The sequence below is a fragment of the Corynebacterium zhongnanshanii genome, from assembly GCF_014490575.1.
GTDB lineage: Bacteria > Actinomycetota > Actinomycetes > Mycobacteriales > Mycobacteriaceae > Corynebacterium > Corynebacterium zhongnanshanii.
Genome location: NZ_CP061033.1, coordinates 1,238,886 through 1,257,378, shown reverse-complemented (window position 1 = coordinate 1,257,378; position 18,493 = coordinate 1,238,886). Strand labels below are relative to the sequence as shown.

The window sequence follows — 18,493 nt, the reverse complement described above, 5'->3', positions numbered from 1 at the left end:
AACACTGCTGATATTGTTTCATCATGAGTTCAGCCACTCCTGCCCAGAGTTCTCATGATTTAAGCCAGCTTGCTCCGGGAGTCACCATTCAATGCCGTGACGAGCAATGGCTGGTGAGTAACGTTGCCCGCACCACGGACGGTTTCCGTGTTCGTGCCCGTGGCGTGAGCGATTACGTCCGAGATACGACCGCCACGTTCTTCACCGCTCTCGATGACATCATGGTCTTTGATCCCGCCAACGTGACCGTGCGTGCAGATAATTCGCCGCATTTCCGTCATACTCGGCTGTGGCTGGAGTCCACCCTGCGCCGAACTCCAGTCCCGTTGCATCAAGAGGAGCCGGAGGTGTCAGCGCACATGCTGGCAGACCCGCTGGAGTACCAGCTTTCTGCGGTGAAGAAGGCATTGTCTGCTGAACGTATCCGTCCGCGTGTGCTGCTTGCCGATGCTGTGGGTCTGGGAAAGACTCTTGAGATTGGCATGATTGTCTCCGAGTTGATTCGCCGCGGTAGGGGAGAGCGGATCCTCGTGGTGACGCCGAAGCACGTGATGGAGCAATTCCAACAGGAGCTGTGGACTCGTTTCGCAGTGCCGTTGGTGCGCTTGGATTCGCAGGGAATCCAGAAAGTGCGGCAGAAATTACCTGCCTCGAAGAATCCTTTCACGTATTTCCCGCGAGTTATTGTCTCGATGGATACGTTGAAATCGCCGAAGTATCGAGCACAGCTGAACAAGGTCCGTTGGGATGTGGTGGTTATTGATGAGATTCACAATGCCACTAATGCTGGCTCGCAAAACAATGAGTTAGCGCGCACATTGGCTCCGACTACGGAGGCGTTGATTTTGGCGTCCGCAACTCCACATAACGGCCGAGAGGATTCTTTCAAGGAGATTCTGCGTTTGCTGGATCCCTTGTCCGTGCTGCCGGATGGGAGCATTGACAAGGAGGCGGCTAAGAAGCTCATTATTCGCCGCCATCGAAACTCGCCGGAGGTTGCCTCGATTGTGGGGGAGAAGTGGGCCAAGCGGCTGGAGCCGCGCAACATTGCGGTCCCGGCTTCCTCGGAGGAAAACGCTGTAGCTCGGGTCATTGCGGAGGACTGGGTACATGGAACGGCCGGCGATCGTCTTTTCCCATGGACCTTGGTGAAGGCTTATCTATCCTCACCGCGGGCACTGACCGAATCGGTAGAGGCACGCATGCGTTTAGGTAAGCCTGAGGAGCGTACCAAGCTGCAGCGACTACTCGACATCAATGACAAAGTCACGGCCGATACCTCAGCAAAGTTCGCAGAACTCATCAATTACCTCACCTCTATCGGCGTGAAGAAGGGTTCGGATCGCCGCGTGGTGATCTTCTCGGAGCGGGTGGCAACCCTGAAATGGTTGCAAAAGAACGTGTCCAAGGCTCTGAAGATGCCCAAGGATGCGGTCAAGATCATGCATGGTGGTCTGTCGGATGAGGAGCAGCTGGGGCTCATCGACGAATTCAAGCGCACCGATACTGCCTTGCGGGTGTTGATCACCGGAGATGTGGCGTCGGAAGGTGTTAACCTCCATGCGCAGTGTCATCACCTGGTGCACTATGACATCCCATGGTCCCTCATCCGCATTCAGCAGCGCAACGGCCGCGTAGACCGTTATGGCCAGGAGCATTCCCCGGAGATCACCGCGCTGTTGCTTGACCCGCAGGATGCGAGCTCGATCGGTGAGATTCATGTGCTTACTCGCCTCATCGAGCGTGAGTACGCGGCAAACCAGCTGTTGGGCGATGCCTCACCACTCATGGGCAAACACAACCCCACCGCGGAAGAGGATGCTATCCGCTCGGTGTTGATGGAATCCAAGCGATTCGATGACGTTGTGGCCAACCCGGAAGAGCTCATCACTGAAGACGAAGATACTGACGAGCTCGATAGCATCTGGGCCTTGCTGGCATCAGACAGTGAACTGGACCTTGGTGACAACGAACTCGGTACAGGGGCCGGATCTATGGAGAACGAGTCGGCGCACGATGGTCCCGTCTCCTTGTCCTATGGCCCTGGTGTACGTCACAGCCTGTACGCCGCGGAAAACGATTATCTTGAAGATGCCCTTAATGAGGCCTACCACGACGAGGCCCATGCTAAGCCTTCCGCTGGTGGCGTGGACTACATCGAACACGATAACAGCATTGTTGAGCTGACCCCGCCGAAGGATCTGCGCCGCCGCTTCGATTACCTACCACAGGACTATGTCTCGTATCGCAAGGTAACTGAACGCCTCATGTTGGCAACCTCCAAACAACGCGGGAATGAACAACTAAAAGCCGCAAGGGAGGGAGATTCGGAAAAGTCGTGGCCACGTGCCCACTTCCTGGGTCCATTGCACCCCGTGACAGAATGGGCAGCCGATCGTGCGCTGTCCGCCATGGAGCAAAGTGAGATCCCCGCTGTCTACGGCGATGTCGAAGAGCCAACGCTGTTGCTCATGGGAACACTGACGAACTCGCGCGGCCAGATTCTCTCGCGCATGTTCGTTGTCGCAACGGAAGGGCCGATGGGCTTCGACGTTCCAACCGGTCTCCAGGCGGCGAACGTTGAAATCCAAGAGGACGTCTATGCATGGCTGCGCGACATTGGTCTGGTCACCAATGCCATCAACCCAGGCGGGCTGATCGTGCCGGACAATGCAGACAAGCTCATTGCGGCTGCAGTCAGCACAGCACAGCAGCACCTTCAGTGGGTCATGAAGGCCAATGAAAAAACCGTCACCCGCCGCATTGATGACTGGAAGCGCCGTGAGGATGCCTGGTGGTCAGCCAATTCAGGTCAGCTAACCCTCAGAGCCACAAACACCACGCAGCTCATTGAGCGAGAAGAAGAATTGCTCAAGTCCATGGCCCCAGAGCGCACCCTGGTGCGCCCCTTGGTCCTCGTTCTTCCTGCCCCGTCCACGACCTCCTCTAATTCAGTAAAGGCACTCTAATGGCAGATTTTGATTCCATCATCAATGTTGAGGAATGGATCTCTGATTACTACCTGACCACAGATGAAAAAGGCAGTTCCTTTGGCAAACGCGTTGACAATGCCCGCAAGGATTGGAGCGCCCACGATAAGCGCAGCAACTCTGCGCCGTCACCGCTTGCCCGTCTATCCTCCCGCAGGGAGGAACTCCAAACCGTGCTGTCGTCGTTGGAGGAAGAAGCAGCGGAGGAAACCCTCCATAAGGTGTATGACTTGGTTTCTGAAGCCTTCGGCTATCCGCCATTGCGCCGTGTAGAGCTGGCACGAAACGGCCAGCCGTTATCCTTTAATGCTGCAACCGACGCCGCAGGTAGCGTTGTCATCCTCCGCGCCGGGCAGCTCGCCGCATTGGAAGATACCACCACCGTGGCTCCGTTGGGGGTTGCCCCACAGTTAGCGGAGAAGCCCCTCGACATCACCACATATAAGCTGGTGGGGGAGATTTTCTTGGCCGAACAAGCCCCGGACATGATTGTCATCCTCGCCGGAACCTGGGTCATGCTTGCTGAGCGGGAGACCTGGCCGTTGGGGCGCTACCTCGCTGTTGACCTGGGCCTTGCAATCGAACGCAATGATCAACGAGCCAAAGGCGAGCTTCCACGAGTGATTGCCATCTTGGCCAACGAACACGTCACCCGCGGGGCTGATGGCACCACCTGGTGGTTGGATACGTTGGCCGAAGCTCGCGACCACTCTGTCAAGGTTTCTGAGGAACTACGTGGCGCCATTAAGGCCTCTATCGAAATCATTGGTAACGACGTTCTTCAACGCCGTCGCCACCAAGCACACAACCTCACCACCCCTCCTGACATCAACGGAAACGAACTAGCTAACCAAGCGCTACGCTACCTTTACCGCATTCTTTTCCTTCTTTTTGCGGAATCCTCTCCTGAACTACAAATTCTGCCTACTGGTGATAGTGATTACGACGCAGGCTACGGCCTGTCCCGCCTGCGTGAACTCATCTTGACTGAGCCGACCACTCACCGCGCGCAGAATGGCACACACCTGTATGAGAGCCTGCAGCTTCTGTTCGATCGAGTGAATCGCGGGCACGATCCGCGTAGTGAGGACGCCCCTGCATTCGACGCTACCGCAACTGAAGAGGGCCTGGAGTTCCGCAACTTGGATGCGGACCTGTTCAAGAGTGAGGCCACCAGCTACATCGATGAGGTCAAGCTCTCAAACCTGGCGCTGCACAAGGTCCTGCAAAACCTTCTGCTGACCAAGGAAAAGCGGGGCAGTGACCGTGGATTTATTTCGTACGCTACCCTCGGCGTGACTGAGTTGGGCCAGGTGTACGAGGGCCTGATGTCTTATACCGGCTACATTGCTCAGGAAGATCTTGTGGAGGTAGCCAAGCATGGCGATCCTTCCAAGGGCTCGTGGGTGGTTCCTGAAGCTCACGCGCAGACCTTGCCACAGGATTCGATTGTGTATGAGGACAGGGAGAACGAACACGGTGGCGTAGAGCGGGCCATGCGCACGCATGCGCGCGGCAGTTTTGTCTACCGTCAGTCTTCCCGCGACCGTGAGCGTTCCGCTTCGTTTTACACACCGCCGGTGATTACTGAGTTCACCGTGGGACAGGCCATTGAAGAATTGGAAGCTACTGGCCGTATCGAGCGTGCCGATGACATCCTCACGCTGGCAATTTGTGAGCCCGCCATGGGCTCCGGCGCCTTCGCCGTGGAGGCCGTCAACCAGCTGTCGGAGCTGTACTTGACCAAGAAGCAGCAGGAAACAAAGGCAGAACTCCCCAGTGAGAACCGCGCCCAGGAACTGCAGAAGGTAAAGGCGCACATCGCACTGCACCAGGTCTACGGTGTGGACCTGAACAAGACTGCGGTGGAGCTGGCGGAGATTTCCCTGTGGCTGAGCACAATGACTAAGGAACTTAAAGCCCCTTGGTTTGGACTGCACTTGCGCCACGGCAACTCTCTTGTTGGTGCCACCCGGTCCACTTTCGGGACTAAGGACGTTACTACCAAGGCCTACCTGAAGAACACCCCACAGCATCATTCGGTGAAGGACATCGCCGCGGCTATTGACGCACACGAGTCTGATCTCAAGCCTGCCGGGCGCGTCCACCACTTCCTTGTCCCGAGCCAGGGCTGGGGTGCTGCGGCTGAAGCCAAGGATTTGAAGGACATTGCTGCCGAGGACATCAAGGCGATGAAGGCCTGGCGCAGCAGTATCCGCAAGGGCCTCACCAAAACCCAAGCCAAGCTGGCTTCCCGCTTGTCGGCCCAGGTGGAAAAGCTGTGGGAGCTGGCCCTGATCCGCCAACGCATTGCCGAGGACCAAGTCCGCCGCGACCTGGACTTGTGGGGTCAACCGGAGGGCACCATGAAGCGCACTGCGGTGGTGACCCGCGACCAGGTGGAGCAGGAGCTGCTGAAGAACAACGAGGGCGCCTACCTCCGCCTGCGCACGGCCATGAACGCGTGGAATGCCCTGTGGTACTGGCCCGTCACCGGCACTGATGAGCTGCCGGATATAGACGAATACCTGGCCACCATGGAGGATCTGCTGGGAACCCCGCATGAGGAGAAGAGGCGCCGGAGTTTCAACCCGGACCAGTTTGCCTTTGGTTTCGACATGACCTGGGAGGAGTTGGACTACGTGGAGTCCCTGGACCGCTCCACCTCTGGCCGCAAGGACTTCGATGAGGTCCTTGGCGCCCACCCGTGGCTTGTCACCGCGAACACCATTGCTGAGGAACAGGCCTTCTTTCACTGGGACCTGGATTTTGCCGTGGTCATGGCCCAGGGCGGCTTCGACTTCCAAGTGGGTAACCCGCCATGGGTGCGGCCCCGCACGGATGTAGACGCGTTGCTATCTGAACATGACCCATGGTTCAGCTTGGCGAACAAGCCCACCCAGGCTGAGAAGAAGGCACGCCGTGAGCTTCTTGCTGCCGATGGCGCCGTGGCGGAGACCCTCTCTAAAGGCCTGGCGGAAGCGGTGGTGACCTCTGCCGTGCTGGGCGACGTCACGCGCTACCCACACCTGCGCAACCAACAGCCGGATCTCTACCGTGCGTTCATGGAACGCACCTGGTCTACGATGGCCGCAGACGGCGTGGTTTCCCTTATCCACCCGGAGTCCCACTTCACAGAGAAGAAGGCCGCTCCACTGCGCGCGGGCGCTTATCGACGGCTGCGCAGGCATTGGCAGTTCATTAATGAGCTGGTTCTTTTCGATGTCCATGATCTCGTAAAGTACGGAATTCATGTTTATGCAGGAGCGAAAGAACGTCCGAATTTCATATCGGCATCAGCTCTCTACCATCCGAAAACTGTTATCGATTCTCTGGTGCATGATGGAACTGGTTCCCTGCCTGGTTTCAAAGATGATAACGATAAGTGGGATGTTCGCCCTCACCGAGACCGTATCATTACCGTGGATGAGGACACGCTGCAGGTGTGGAACTCCATCATCGAAGACCCCGGGACACCTCTGTTAGAAACCCGCACGGTGTACTCGGTCAACAGTGAGGCCGCAGCTGTCCTGGCCAAGCTCGCCGAGGCGCCGAGAATCAAGTCGCTTGGTCTTCAATTTTCTGGCGGTTGGCACGAGACTGCCGATAAAAAGCGTGGATACTTCGATACGTCGTGGCAGCATCCCGAGTCCTGGGAAGACGTCATCCTACAAGGTCCGCACCTTGGTGTCGCCACGCCGATGATTAAGCAGCCGAACCCAACGATGAAACACAACCAGGACTGGTTCGAGATCGATCTCGAGGCCATGCCGGAGGACTTCATCCCGGCAACAGCGTATCGTCCGAATAAAAGCATCGCGACTTATGGGGATGACTATGGATATTGGTCTTCAGGGGATGAAAGCTTCCCGATCCGCTCACATTATCGTGTTGCGTGGCGGCAGATGGCGGCGCTCACTGGATATCGAACTTTGTATCCAGCTTTGATTCCGCCTGGATCTGCGCATGTTAATGGAGTAATTTCTGCCGGTATTCCAGGAGTAACACAGTCGGAATTGATACCACTTTTTGGTGGATATAGCTCGTCGATTCTTGCGGATTTCCTGATGCGAAGCATTGGATCCCACCTGTGGCCCTCAATCGTTGAAAATGGTCCTCTCGTAGCAGACGGTTTATTTGTTGAAGATATTTCGAAACGCTTTTTACAATTGAATGTTCTGACGGAGAATTATGCTTCCCTGTGGGAAGAAGTCGTCGGCACCCCGTGGACCCGTGATGTCGCACTGCGGAATGCTCGTGAGCGCTGGCATGCCCAGAATGAAATCGATGCGATGGTCGCGTTGTCACTCGGCGTGACTTTGGAAGAGCTGCTGATGATCTACCGCACGCAGTTCCCCGTGATGCGGCGCTACGACCAGGAGGACCTCTACGATGTCAACGGCCGTAAGGTAGCCGGGGACGTTGCCAAGCTACAGAAGAAGCTTAAAGACGGTGAGGAGCTGAGCCTGGCCGAACGCACCTGGACCCACCCACAGTCCGGAGTGGCTTACGTCTTTGAATATCCCTTTGCACCGCTTGATCGCGAAGCGGATCTGACTGCAGCGTATGAAAAGTACGCGGCGATGATGGACCAATAAATTACGAACCCACTGGAAGTTACGCACATGTCAAGCCTGATCCCCACCCACGCCGCAGACTACATCGTGGATGGCCTATCCGAATACCTGACTACCACCTTTGCTCTGTCGGAGGACCTCACTGCTCAGCAACTGCGTGATTTCCTCCTCGCTCCGGAAGGTGGAATGTTCTATGGGCCGTACGTTCGCACACGCCTGCCGTATGCGCCTGCGAGTGATTGGTCAGGGATTCTGGGATGGTTGCCCGACTATTTTAAGCCTTACCGTCACCAGGCAGAAGCGTTTGCGCGGCTACGCTCCGTGGATGTCACTACTGGTGAAGACCACCGGCCACAGCCAACGCTGGTCGTCACCGGCACAGGCTCGGGTAAGACAGAGTCGTTCCTCTATCCGATCTTGGATCACTGCCGACGAACTCAAGGCAGCGGGATTAAGGCGTTGATTCTGTATCCGATGAACGCTTTGGCCTCCGACCAAGAACGCCGCTTGGCGGAGCTGATTTCTTCGGAAGCGGCACTGGCCGGAGTGAGTGCTGGTTTGTACACCGGTGAGGTGCCCACAGGTGGCCGAAGAAAAATATCAGAAAATGGATTGATCACGGATCGCTCCGTGATGCGCGATACCCCGCCGGATATTCTGCTCACTAACTACAAGATGCTGGACCAGCTGCTGCTGCGGCCGGCAGATCGGAGCATGTGGGAGAAATCAGCCACCTCGTTACAGTACTTGGTCCTGGACGAATTCCACACCTACGATGCAGCGCAAGGTACGGACGTGGCGATGTTGCTGCGCCGCCTGGGACTGATGCTCAAAAGGTTTCAGCCTGCTGGTTTCTTGTCCGAGAATGAGGCCGCCCGTCCGCTGGGGCGTGTAACTCCGGTGGCAACCTCGGCAACGCTCGGAGGTACTGCCGGCGAGTCAACGGATATGGTGGATTTTGCTTTCACTGTCTTCGGTGAACGACTGTCGGCTGATGCGGTGGTGGGGGAGACGCTCCTCAGCGTGGATCAGTGGGTGGAGACAATCCCCGAACTGGTTGGTGAAGAGGTGGAGCCAACACCCACACCCACAGTAGAACAGATGCAGGACGTGGTGGATCGGGTGAATGAATCTACTACTGCGGGCTCCGTAGACTACGACGTGGCCGTGCATGAAGCTCTGTCGGTTAGCGTGTTCGGTGCCACCTCGCCACTTGGAGTGGCGGCGGCCATCGCAGCGATGGCGGGAAATGAATTGGTGCACAATATCTTGCGGGAGGCAGCAACGCCGGTGCCTTTGGTGGCCGGTGAACACGGAGTGCCTGGGCAAGAGCGAGTACAGCCGCTGGTGGAACGGGTGTTTTCGGCATCCGTTCTGCGCAATCATGGCGCGTTGGCCGCGGAGTTTCTAGCAATCATACTTGCCGAAATGGCGCACCTGCGGGCGCAGTTTGGCGCGATGCGCGGGTGGGAGGGAAAGAAAATCCCGGGCGTGGAAACACACCTGTGGGTACGCGAGATCTCCCGCATTGATAGGGCAGTAGGAGCCGGCGCAGGGAGTATGTTCCGCTGGTCCGATGATAATGGTCTTAATGGGGCGTCGGCAGTAGCACAAGGCGCGGGAGTAGTGAGTCATGCCTGGTTGCCAGCGATTTACTGCCGCCACTGTGGCCGCTCGGGATGGATGTTTGCAGTACAGCCAGGTGGGGATACCTATGTCACCGCGCCACAAGAAATCCGAAAACTATCCATAGGGGCAAGGGAACGGCTGCGGCCACTCATTGATGCCACCAGTGAAGTTGCACAAGAGGTGTTGCGCACGGAAGATGACCGATCACGAGTGCGTTGGCTCAATTTGGAGAAGTCGAGATTGGAGGACGCTGCGCTGGATGAAGAGACCATAGAGGAATCACCAGTGGTGCCAGTGCTGACATATGCCGGTGAAGACATTGAGGAGCGCGCTAAGGAACAGGAATGCCCCTCCTGTGGTGAACGCGATGCCATTAGGTACTTGGGTTCTTCGGTGGCCACATTGTTGTCCGTTGCCCTGAGCAATGTCTTTGGAATGGATTCATTGTCTTCAGCGGAAAAGAAGACGTTGGTTTTTGCTGATTCCGTTCAAGACGCCGCTCATCGGGCTGGATTTGTGGAAAACCGCGCCCGCGCATTTGCCTTGCGTTCACGCATGTGGCGGGCAGTGCGTGGGCTGATAGCGGAGTCACAGGAAAGCTCGAGTGACGATGATGCCACCACGAGTAGTGGTGAAATTGGCGTGCGGCTGGACCGCATAGCGGAGCAGATGGTTGGTCATGCACTAGCAGAGTCCGACCCGTTGATGCAGTCCAGGGCGTTATTTGAGTTGTTACCACCGCAGCTTAAGAAGTCTTCGCGATACCGGGCGGTGTGGGAAGATGGTGCCACTAAAACACAGCGCGACTGTGCCTTGGAATCGTTGCGTAAACGACTGGGCATTGACTTAGCTTTAGAGTTCGGTGATCGCGTAGACTTGCCGCGCTCTATGGTCACGACCGGCACACTCAGCGTCGCGGTCGATGTTCCAGATTCAGTGCTGCTGGAGGCCGCTCAAGCTGCTGCAGACACGCTGTCCACCGACGAGGAGTTGCTGGGGTGGGCACGCGGAATCGTGGAATTCATGCGTATCCGCGGCGGCATTGACCACCCGTGGTTCCAAGAATACCTACGTCACGATTGCAACCCGTGGAGGCTTAATCGCCGCGAGGCACGCGCACGTGGAATCCCGGCTTTCGGGCGTGGCGAAGCACCACATTTTCCACGGGCGGGTACTGCCCTTAAAGGCGCAATTGCCAAGCGGGATAACAGCGCAACGATGTCTCTCGGCTCTCAAAAAGGATGGTATGCACGGTGGACAAAGAAAGCGCTGGGAGCTTCGTCAGGCAGCGCGTTCGACGCAGCGAATCAAGTCACCGCATTATTCCAGCAGCTTAAAGACGCAGAGGTTGTGCGTTCTGTTCCCACCGCCACTGGTGGTCATGTCTACGCGCTTGCGCCGTCGATGATCGTGGTCCGCGAGGAGCCACAGCCGAAACTCCTGGAGTGTCCGGCGTGCCATCTGCGCGTGGGCGTTGATGCGGGTGCACGCGCGGCGTTGACTGGTGTTTCTTGCTTTACCGCAGGATGCGACGGACATTTTACGCAGGTTCAGGTGGAGGACAACTATTACCAGCGGCTCTATCGCTCCGTGAATACACGTACCGTCGTAGCGGCGGAACATACAGGACTTGTACACAGGGATAAGCGCAACAAGATTGAGAAACAGTTCAAGATGGCCGTGTCGGAACAACCGGCTGATGCGCCCAACGTGCTTGTGGCAACACCGACGTTGGAGATGGGTATTGATATCGGTGACCTTTCAACTGTCATGCTCTCTTCCATGCCCCGATCCGTGGCGAGCTATGTACAGCGAGTGGGCCGCGCCGGGCGTTTGTCTGGAAACTCATTGATCGTGGCCTTGGTACGCGGACGTGGAACTGCGTTAGGCAAGCTGGAACACCCGCTGGAAACCATTGGCGGTTCCGTGACCGCGCCGGCGGCTTACCTGTCTGCGCGCGAGATCATGCACCGCCAGTTCTTGGCCTATGTGCTTGAAAGTACCGCGGTGCTGGAAGAAACAGCCGAGCTTACGAACGCACGCGATGTGTTTTCCAGCTCGGGTGGGGCTTTGGTGAATGTTCTCGAAGAGACTGCGTTGCAAGGACTGAAGGAGGCAGTAGACCGCTTTGTCGCCACGCTATCCGAGCACACCACGGATGATGTCATTGAGGAATTGCGTGCCTGGGCCCTGGCTGGAACTTCCGATGCACACGGGCAGAATGCCCAAGGTTATGGTCTGGTTGCCGAAGTGCAACATGCCAGGAAGCGCTGGGAAGACACCAACCGGCTGCTCGGTGAGCGCAAGTTTGTGCTGGAGCAACGAATGGGCGAGTTGGATCTTAAAGCTGAACACGCTGGCGCAGAGGACGATGAGCTGCGCAACAAGCGTGATGCCACAGCGGTGTCACTGCGGTTTGTGACTGCTCAGCAAAATGAACACACCAAGGAATACTGGATCAGCGCCATGGAGCGCTACGGTCTGCTTCCAAACTTCACGTTGCTTGATGACACTGTGGAATTTGAGCTGGCGGTCTCTTCCTTCAATGAAGACATCCAGCAGTTTGAGATGGAAAAGCTGACATATAACCGCGGAGTGTCTTCGGCACTGACGGAATTAGCACCGGGAAATACCTTTTACGTGCAAGGCGTGGGGGCACAAGTGGATTCGGTCCATCTGGGTGAACACCACTCGGCTATTACACAATGGCGTCTGTGCCCGGAGTGCTCTTATTCTGAGGCCACGGGGGCGGTATTGTCCGCGGATGAGGCCGCTGCGGTGGATGCACCGATGGTAGGCCAATGCCCAGCCTGTGGAAGCCACAGCTTTGCGGACCGCGATCAATTGATCGACGTGGTCGAGATGACCAAGGTGTACGCCACGGTTGACGCGGCGCGTTCAGCGATTAGCGACTTTGCGGATGACCGCGCTTCGCAGCGCTATCAAACACAGCTTAGTTTTAGCGTGCCCGAGGGCGGTCGAGGTGCAGCCTGGTATCTATCCGGCTCTGGGTTCGGTATCGAGTACCTGCCGCACGCCCAACTGCGCTGGCTTAACCTTGGCCGCATGGGCGGCGGAGCTAAGCGGATGCTTGCGGGACAAGAGAAAGAATCCCCGCTGTTTCGGGTATGCGAGCACTGCGGCCATCTAGACTCAGAGGCCGGTTCTAACTCCTGGCGCGACCACGCCGCGTGGTGCAAACACCGGGATGCCCACGAGGAGCATTCCCTGACCTTTGCATTGGGGCGCACGCTGGGGACGCAGGGCGTGCTGGTGCACCTGCCGGCACTGTTGTCCATGGTTGAAGCGACCACGGTGCCCTCCCTCATCGCGGCATTGAAGCTGGGATTTAAGGAATATCTAGGCGGCAACCCGGACCACTTGGATGTGGAAGCTGTACGTGTGGAATCCGATGGCATCCCGGTAGATATGCTGCTTATTCATGACACAGTGCCAGGTGGAACCGGATATCTGGCGCAGTTTACAGATCCGGATAATGTGCGTGGTTTGTTGGAAGTGGCATACCGCCGATTGCGCACGTGCCATTGCTCGGATGAAGATCGTGGGTGTTGCCCCTCCTGTCTGCTGCCTTTTGCGCAGTCCTCCCACATTTCGATGACCTCGCGTGCAGCTGCGGTGGTGGCATTGTCCAAGATTTTGAGCGATGACATGCATCTGCCTGTTGATGCAGATCCACTAGCAATTTCTTGGGACAGGCACATCACCCAACACAAACCGGAGCACACCACGCAGTCCAAGCTGGAGTTGCGTTTTGTGGAGCAGTTGCGCGAAGACCTTAAGGCTATGAACGCCATCGTATCGGAGGCGATGCACGGCAACTACGCTCATTGGACCATCAATTTCCCGGGGTCTCCGCACGTGTGGATCATGCGCGAACAGGTAAACCTCGGCGTGACTGTTCCTGACATCTTGTTCAGTACCGCTGACCCAGACATACGCGATATTGCCCTATACCTTGATGGTGCAGCCTTCCATGTCAGTGAGGCCCACAATCGAGTTAAGGATGACTTTGACAAGCGCAATGCGCTGTTCAGTCAGGGTTATCTGCCGTGGACACTCACCTGGGGTGATATCGATGCCCGCAAGGCAGTAGTCGCGAATGAGCCACAGCCACGTCCGGTGTGGGAGGACCCTTGTGTGCGCGAAGCGATTCACCGAACGTCCAAGGGCTCTGATCTCAGTGACGAAAAGGCTGCTTTCATTTACGGCGATCCCATGACGCTACTCCTGCACGTTCTCCTTGCTCCCACATTTTCCTGGAGAGATGGAGCAGCACAGGCGCTTGTTGTGGCCGCATGGCGTGGGCGCCAAGTGGGTCGACAGCGAGAGATCACCTACCTTGACGCCGTCACCATGCGGTTCGGAAGACCGAAGAACACCCTTACCTTCGATGCTTCGAAGGTCGGCCAAGACGTGGACGCGTGGAAGCTGTTTGTCACCCTGAGCAATCTGGTTTACCTCAGTGGACGCAATAATAGCGAGGTCGTCGTCCACGAATCCGCAGCGGAACAGCAAGCGATTGAAGTTCTGCGAACGCCTGAAAGTGAGCCAGTCACGGCCACAAGAACTGGTGGTTTGGGCGTTCAGGAGCCGGCGGAACTCACCGGTGTGTGGCAGGAGGCCGCCCAAGAGTTCGATGACGAGCCCGGCGTTATCAAGGCTCTGCGTGCCCTTGCGGCCAGCGGGTTGCCCGTACCCGCACCCGATAGCGTAGGAGAGGAACTTGCCGGAATCCCGGCAGTAGTTCATTGGCCTAAGGCTAAGGTTGTGCTTGCACTCACTGAAGATGCTGAAGACCTTCGCTCAGAACTTGCTGCCAAGGGTTACCTTGTCGTTGCCGCTGAGTTTGACGCGGTCCCCAACGAATTGAGTTCAGCACTAAATGAGAACTAAGAGCAGAAAAGGAGAAACACAATGACTATTTCTGTTGGCTTTTATAAAGCCGTGAAAGACCGTTACGGATTAGGCTCCCAGATCCAGGAGTTCTACAACAAGCTGGTGAGCAATCCAGAGAGTCCGTCACTGCATGTGGAGCGTGTGGCTAATGCAACCGATAAGCGTGTACGAACCGCACGGGTGACGGATAAATATCGTGCTGTTCTCTTCGAGCTGCACTATGAAGACATGACGCAGTTCATCGTGGTGGACATCCTCAATCATGATGATGCCTATGATCTGGCTACCTCCAAGTCATTGGTGATTAATGAGGTTAATGGCGTGCCTAAGCTGGTGGATGTTCCCACCGCGCACGCAGAGGTTAGTCGTGCAGAAATTGAGTCGCGTGCCAAGGCTTTGGCAGCAGAGAAGGTGGCCCGGTACCATGCCGAGCAGTCGGTGAAGGAATCTGATGCGAAGTCGTCAGACGCAGCGCCAGAGGTGTCGCCACGCGAAGCGCTTGAGCAGGAGGGCATTACCCCACAGCAGCTTCATGAAGAACTGGGCCTGAGTGCCGAGACTCTTGCTTTTATCGACCAAGCGCATAACAACCCAGAGCTGGAGGCTCTCCTCGAGTCTTCTGCACCATGGGAGCACGATGCCGTGATCGGCCTGCTCGCGGGGCTGAGTATCGCTGAGGTTCGTGAGGAACTGGCCCTTACCCGGGTGGAGGAGACTGACACCGATGAGGCGCTTCTTGCCGGTTTTGCTTCACCAGCGGCCCGGATGGAGTTTGTCATCGACCCTGGGAACGAAGAACTGGCGGACATCATTTCAACCGGAAGTTTTGCCGAGTGGCGTGTTTTCCTGCACCCGAGCCAGCGCCGCGCAGTTACTGCGAATCATTCCGGCTCAGCCCGTATTACCGGTGGTGCCGGTACCGGAAAAACAGTTGTGGTGGTGCACCGCACCAAGCACCTGCTAGAAGCTAATAAGAATGCACGCATTCTGCTCACCACATACACCCGCGAGTTGGCCAATTCCATCAAACAACAAGTCAACGAGCTGAAGTTTGATTACCAAGAAGCTGCTGTGCATGGAGCACCCGGTCTCTGGATCAGTGGCATAGACGCCCTTGCACACTCAGTTCTTCATAACGCACGCACAGATGAGCTTAGTGAAGCACTGTATGACGTCTTAGGCATCACCGGTGACTTCACTCCGTCCGCGTTGTCCGACAACGAGCAAAAAGCTTTGTGGAGGGAGGCCGTTGACCTTAAGGGTCAGGACCTAGATCCCACAAAGTCTCACCACACGTTCCTTTCTCAGGAATATGCGTCTGTGATCCTTACCCATGGCATTACTGATGAGAAGGGCTATCTGAGGGTACGCCGAACGGGACGAGGCACCTCGTTGTCTCGCCAGGAACGCAAGATTGTGTGGTCGATCGTTGAGCTCTTCCACGCTAAGTGCGCGATGCTCCAGAAACTCACCTATGCCGCGTGCGCCAGTGTAGCCGCGCACATAGTCGAGCACCGTTACCAAAAGGACGCGATGTTTGATCACGTTCTTGTTGACGAGGCTCAGGACTTCCACGCGGGACACTGGCGCTTCCTGCGCGCTGTCGCGAAGAAGGGGCCGAACGACATCTTTATCGCCGAGGACTCTCACCAGCGTATCTATGGACAGCGCCTGGTCCTACGCAACTTTGGCATTGAGACTCGTGGTCGCGCGACAACGAAGCTGCGCGTGAACTATAGAACGACCGCGCAGAACCTTGGATACGCTACCGCCATCCTCGAAGGGGATAACTGGATTGATTCCGAGGAACAGGAAGACAACCTGCACGGTTACCACTCAGTGCGCCAAGGGCCGGCCCCCGTCATCGTGAACTCTGACACCAAGGCGCAAGAGGCTGAAACGTTAGCGCGCTACATCAAGCAATGGACTGCGGATAGCAGTAACGTATCCATCGGCGTTTTGGTCCGTAGAAAAAACCGCAAGGAAGAAATCTCCACTCAGCTGGGCGAACATGGGATTTCAGTGAGCACCGGCCGCCGTGCTACTACGGATCGTCCTGTTGCAGTGATGACGATGCATAACGCCAAGGGCTTGGAGTTCACCCACGTGATTCTCCTAGATGTCAGTGCGGACGCATTGCCTCAGCATTATTTGCTGAAGGGCTTGGCTCCCGCGGAACGTGAAGACTCTTGGCAGCGCGAGCGCGCCTTGCTGTACGTGGCGGCGTCGCGCGCCCGTGATGTTCTGTTGGTGAGCATTGTGGGAGAGGCCTCGAAACTCTTGCCGGCTGAGGCTTCCTAACTGTGGGGCGTTTCTTTAATCGCCCCCTTAGCAGACAGCCCGAATAAGCTCGTCTGCCAGCTGCGCCGAGGACTGCGGATTCTGCCCCGTGAACAGCGCCCCGTCCACCTTCGTGTAGGGACGGTAGGGCAGAGCGGCCTTGTGGAACTTAAGCCCGGCCTCCACAAGGCGGTCCTCCAGCAGCCATTTGGTATTCCGAACGTTCGGGTTCAGCATTTCCTCCACATTGGATAGCGCCGTGATGTTCTTTCCGGCAAAGGGGGTGCGGCCGTCCGAATCCACGGTGGCCAAAATGGCCGCAGGTGCGTGGCACACCAACCCCAGAATCTGATTGTTGGCCAGGCGTTCGCTCAAGATTGTGGCTGAATCCTCATCCGTGACCAGGTCCTCCATCGGCGCGTGACCGCCGGGGTAGAACACCACGTCGTATTCCTCGTGCGTGGCGGCAGCATCCTTCAAAGAAATGGTGTTTTCTAGAACATCCCGCAGGGCGTCGAGTCGCTTCCGGAACCCATTCGTCTTGGGCGGCAATCCACCGGCGAGCCCCAGGGACACCTCATCCACCACCGGGGTTTTTCCTTCGGGGGAGGCGACGGTGATGTCAAAACCGGCGGCGTCGAACAGGTCATAAGGGACCACGAACTCCTCGGCCCAGAACCCCGTGGGCTGCGTCTTGCCCTCCTTCAGGGTGAGTTCGCGGGCGGCGGACATGATGAATAGTGCTGTGCTCATGCCTTCGAGCCTACCGATCCTTGATGTAGGACGTAGGGAATAGACTGTCCGCATGACTGCGATACGTGAAAGCCGCCGATTCGGCCACACCCTCCGTGAGCACGTGATTGAGGTGCCGTGGGACCCGTTTGATCCCGCTGCCCACGCAGACACCTTCGAGCTTTTCGCCCGCGAAATCATCCCTCCCGGCGGCGAGGACCTGCCCGTCTTGCTGTATCTGCAGGGTGGGCCGGGCTTTCCCGCGCCGCGCCCGGCTGAACCCGCCGGCGTGATCGCGAAGGCCTTGGAGCGCTACCGCGTGGTGCTGATGGACCAGCGGGGCACGGGGCGTTCGCACCGCATTGACCGACGTAGCCCCGCTGTCGACCGTCGTGCGGATCGTTTGGCGTTGCTGCGCCAGGAATATATTGTGTCCGACGCCGAATCTCTTCGCGAACACCTCGGACTCAAAAGATGGTCCTTGTTTGGTCAGAGCTTCGGAGGGTTCTGCATCACCACCTACCTCTCTATGTGCCCTGACAGCGTGGATCGCGCGTTTCTCACGGGTGGGCTACCTTCGGTGACCAGGGGAGTAGCCGACGTGTATCGCTCCACCTACGGCAAGCTCGCTGTCCGGCATGAGCGCTTCTTCCGAGAATGCCCGTGGGCGGAGAGCCGCATAGCGGAGATTGTGGATCATCTGGATAACTCCGATGAGCGGCTTCCCACGGGCGAGCGTTTATCGTCGCGGCGTTTCCGCACCATCGGCATTGAGCTGGGGCGCGGGCACGGCTTCGATACCCTGGCCTACCTGCTGGAGGACCCCTTCCGGGTCGTACGAGGGGAGAAGTTCCTGAAGACCGATTTCCTGGCGGATGTGGGGTCTCGTGTGAGCTTTGAGGACGGCCCGTTGTACGCCACGATCCACGAGTCCATCTACGGTGGCGTGGCGGGCCACACCCAGACCAGGTGGGCGGCGCACCGTGTGCGCGAGGAATATGAGGAGTTCGCAGAAGAAACCACGGGCAGGATCTTCCTCACCGGCGAGCACATCTACCCGTGGCAGTTCCAGGAAGATCCGGCCTTGCACGCTTTTGCGGACGCGGCTGAAGAGTTAGCGCAGCGATCGTGGGAACGCTCGCCCTATGATGTGGCGGCGCTGGGGGAGGCGCAGGCTGTGGCGTCGGCGGCGATCTACGTCGATGACATTTTTGTGCCGTTCGAGGAATCTCTGGAGACGGCAGCGGCCTACCGAGATCTCCGGCCGATGATCACGAACGCGTTCCAGCACAACGGCATTGCACACGACGGAAAGGGGATCATGAGTGAGCTGATGAGACTGGCTGATGACCACTAGCCTCGCAGGGC

Annotated in this window: 6 protein-coding genes; 5 read left to right on the top strand and 1 reads right to left on the bottom strand. The window is 57.4% G+C overall.

Annotated features, from left to right (window positions below):
- Window positions 1–23 precede the first annotated feature (23 nt).
- From IAU67_RS05635 to IAU67_RS05620, 4 genes are read left to right on the top strand one after another with little or no spacing between them, the layout of a single operon-like run.
- A complete protein-coding gene (locus IAU67_RS05635; protein ID WP_151841734.1) occupies window positions 24–2,969 on the top strand; it encodes a DEAD/DEAH box helicase in 2,946 nt (981 codons plus the stop codon).
- Window positions 2,969–7,588, top strand: a complete 4,620-nt coding sequence (locus IAU67_RS05630; RefSeq protein ID WP_151841733.1) for a DNA methyltransferase — start codon at window positions 2,969–2,971, stop codon at window positions 7,586–7,588. Before IAU67_RS05635 ends, IAU67_RS05630 begins: the two co-directional genes overlap by 1 nt.
- 27 nt (window positions 7,589–7,615) lie before the next feature.
- Entirely contained in the window at window positions 7,616–14,110 is a 6,495-nt protein-coding gene (locus IAU67_RS05625; RefSeq protein WP_151841732.1) for a DEAD/DEAH box helicase, read from the top strand.
- Between the two features lie 21 nt (window positions 14,111–14,131).
- On the top strand, window positions 14,132–16,414 hold the full coding sequence (locus tag IAU67_RS05620; RefSeq protein WP_151841731.1) for a UvrD-helicase domain-containing protein: 2,283 nt from the start codon (window positions 14,132–14,134) through the stop codon (window positions 16,412–16,414).
- A gap of 27 nt (window positions 16,415–16,441) precedes the next feature.
- Here IAU67_RS05620 and IAU67_RS05615 read toward each other — a convergent pair whose 3' ends face one another.
- The gene (locus IAU67_RS05615; protein WP_151841730.1) at window positions 16,442–17,146 is read right to left on the bottom strand and encodes a type 1 glutamine amidotransferase domain-containing protein; all 705 of its coding nucleotides are present in this window, start codon (window positions 17,144–17,146) and stop codon (window positions 16,442–16,444) included.
- Between the two features lie 52 nt (window positions 17,147–17,198).
- Here IAU67_RS05615 and IAU67_RS05610 point away from each other — a divergent pair, with 52 nt between their 5' ends.
- Complete coding sequence (locus IAU67_RS05610; RefSeq protein WP_151841729.1) at window positions 17,199–18,482, top strand: alpha/beta fold hydrolase; 1,284 nt, start codon at window positions 17,199–17,201, stop codon at window positions 18,480–18,482.
- Window positions 18,483–18,493 lie beyond the last annotated feature (11 nt).

Excerpts from the sequence above, each read along its gene's own strand:
- IAU67_RS05635 (WP_151841734.1), top strand. The coding sequence starts at position 24 with ATGAGTTCAGCCACTCCTGCCCAGAGTTCTCATGATTTAAGCCAGCTT.
- IAU67_RS05630 (WP_151841733.1), top strand. The coding sequence starts at position 2,969 with ATGGCAGATTTTGATTCCATCATCAATGTTGAGGAATGGATCTCTGAT.
- IAU67_RS05625 (WP_151841732.1), top strand. The coding sequence starts at position 7,616 with ATGTCAAGCCTGATCCCCACCCACGCCGCAGACTACATCGTGGATGGC.
- IAU67_RS05620 (WP_151841731.1), top strand. The coding sequence starts at position 14,132 with ATGACTATTTCTGTTGGCTTTTATAAAGCCGTGAAAGACCGTTACGGA.
- IAU67_RS05615 (WP_151841730.1), bottom strand. The coding sequence starts at position 17,146 with ATGAGCACAGCACTATTCATCATGTCCGCCGCCCGCGAACTCACCCTG.
- IAU67_RS05610 (WP_151841729.1), top strand. The coding sequence starts at position 17,199 with ATGACTGCGATACGTGAAAGCCGCCGATTCGGCCACACCCTCCGTGAG.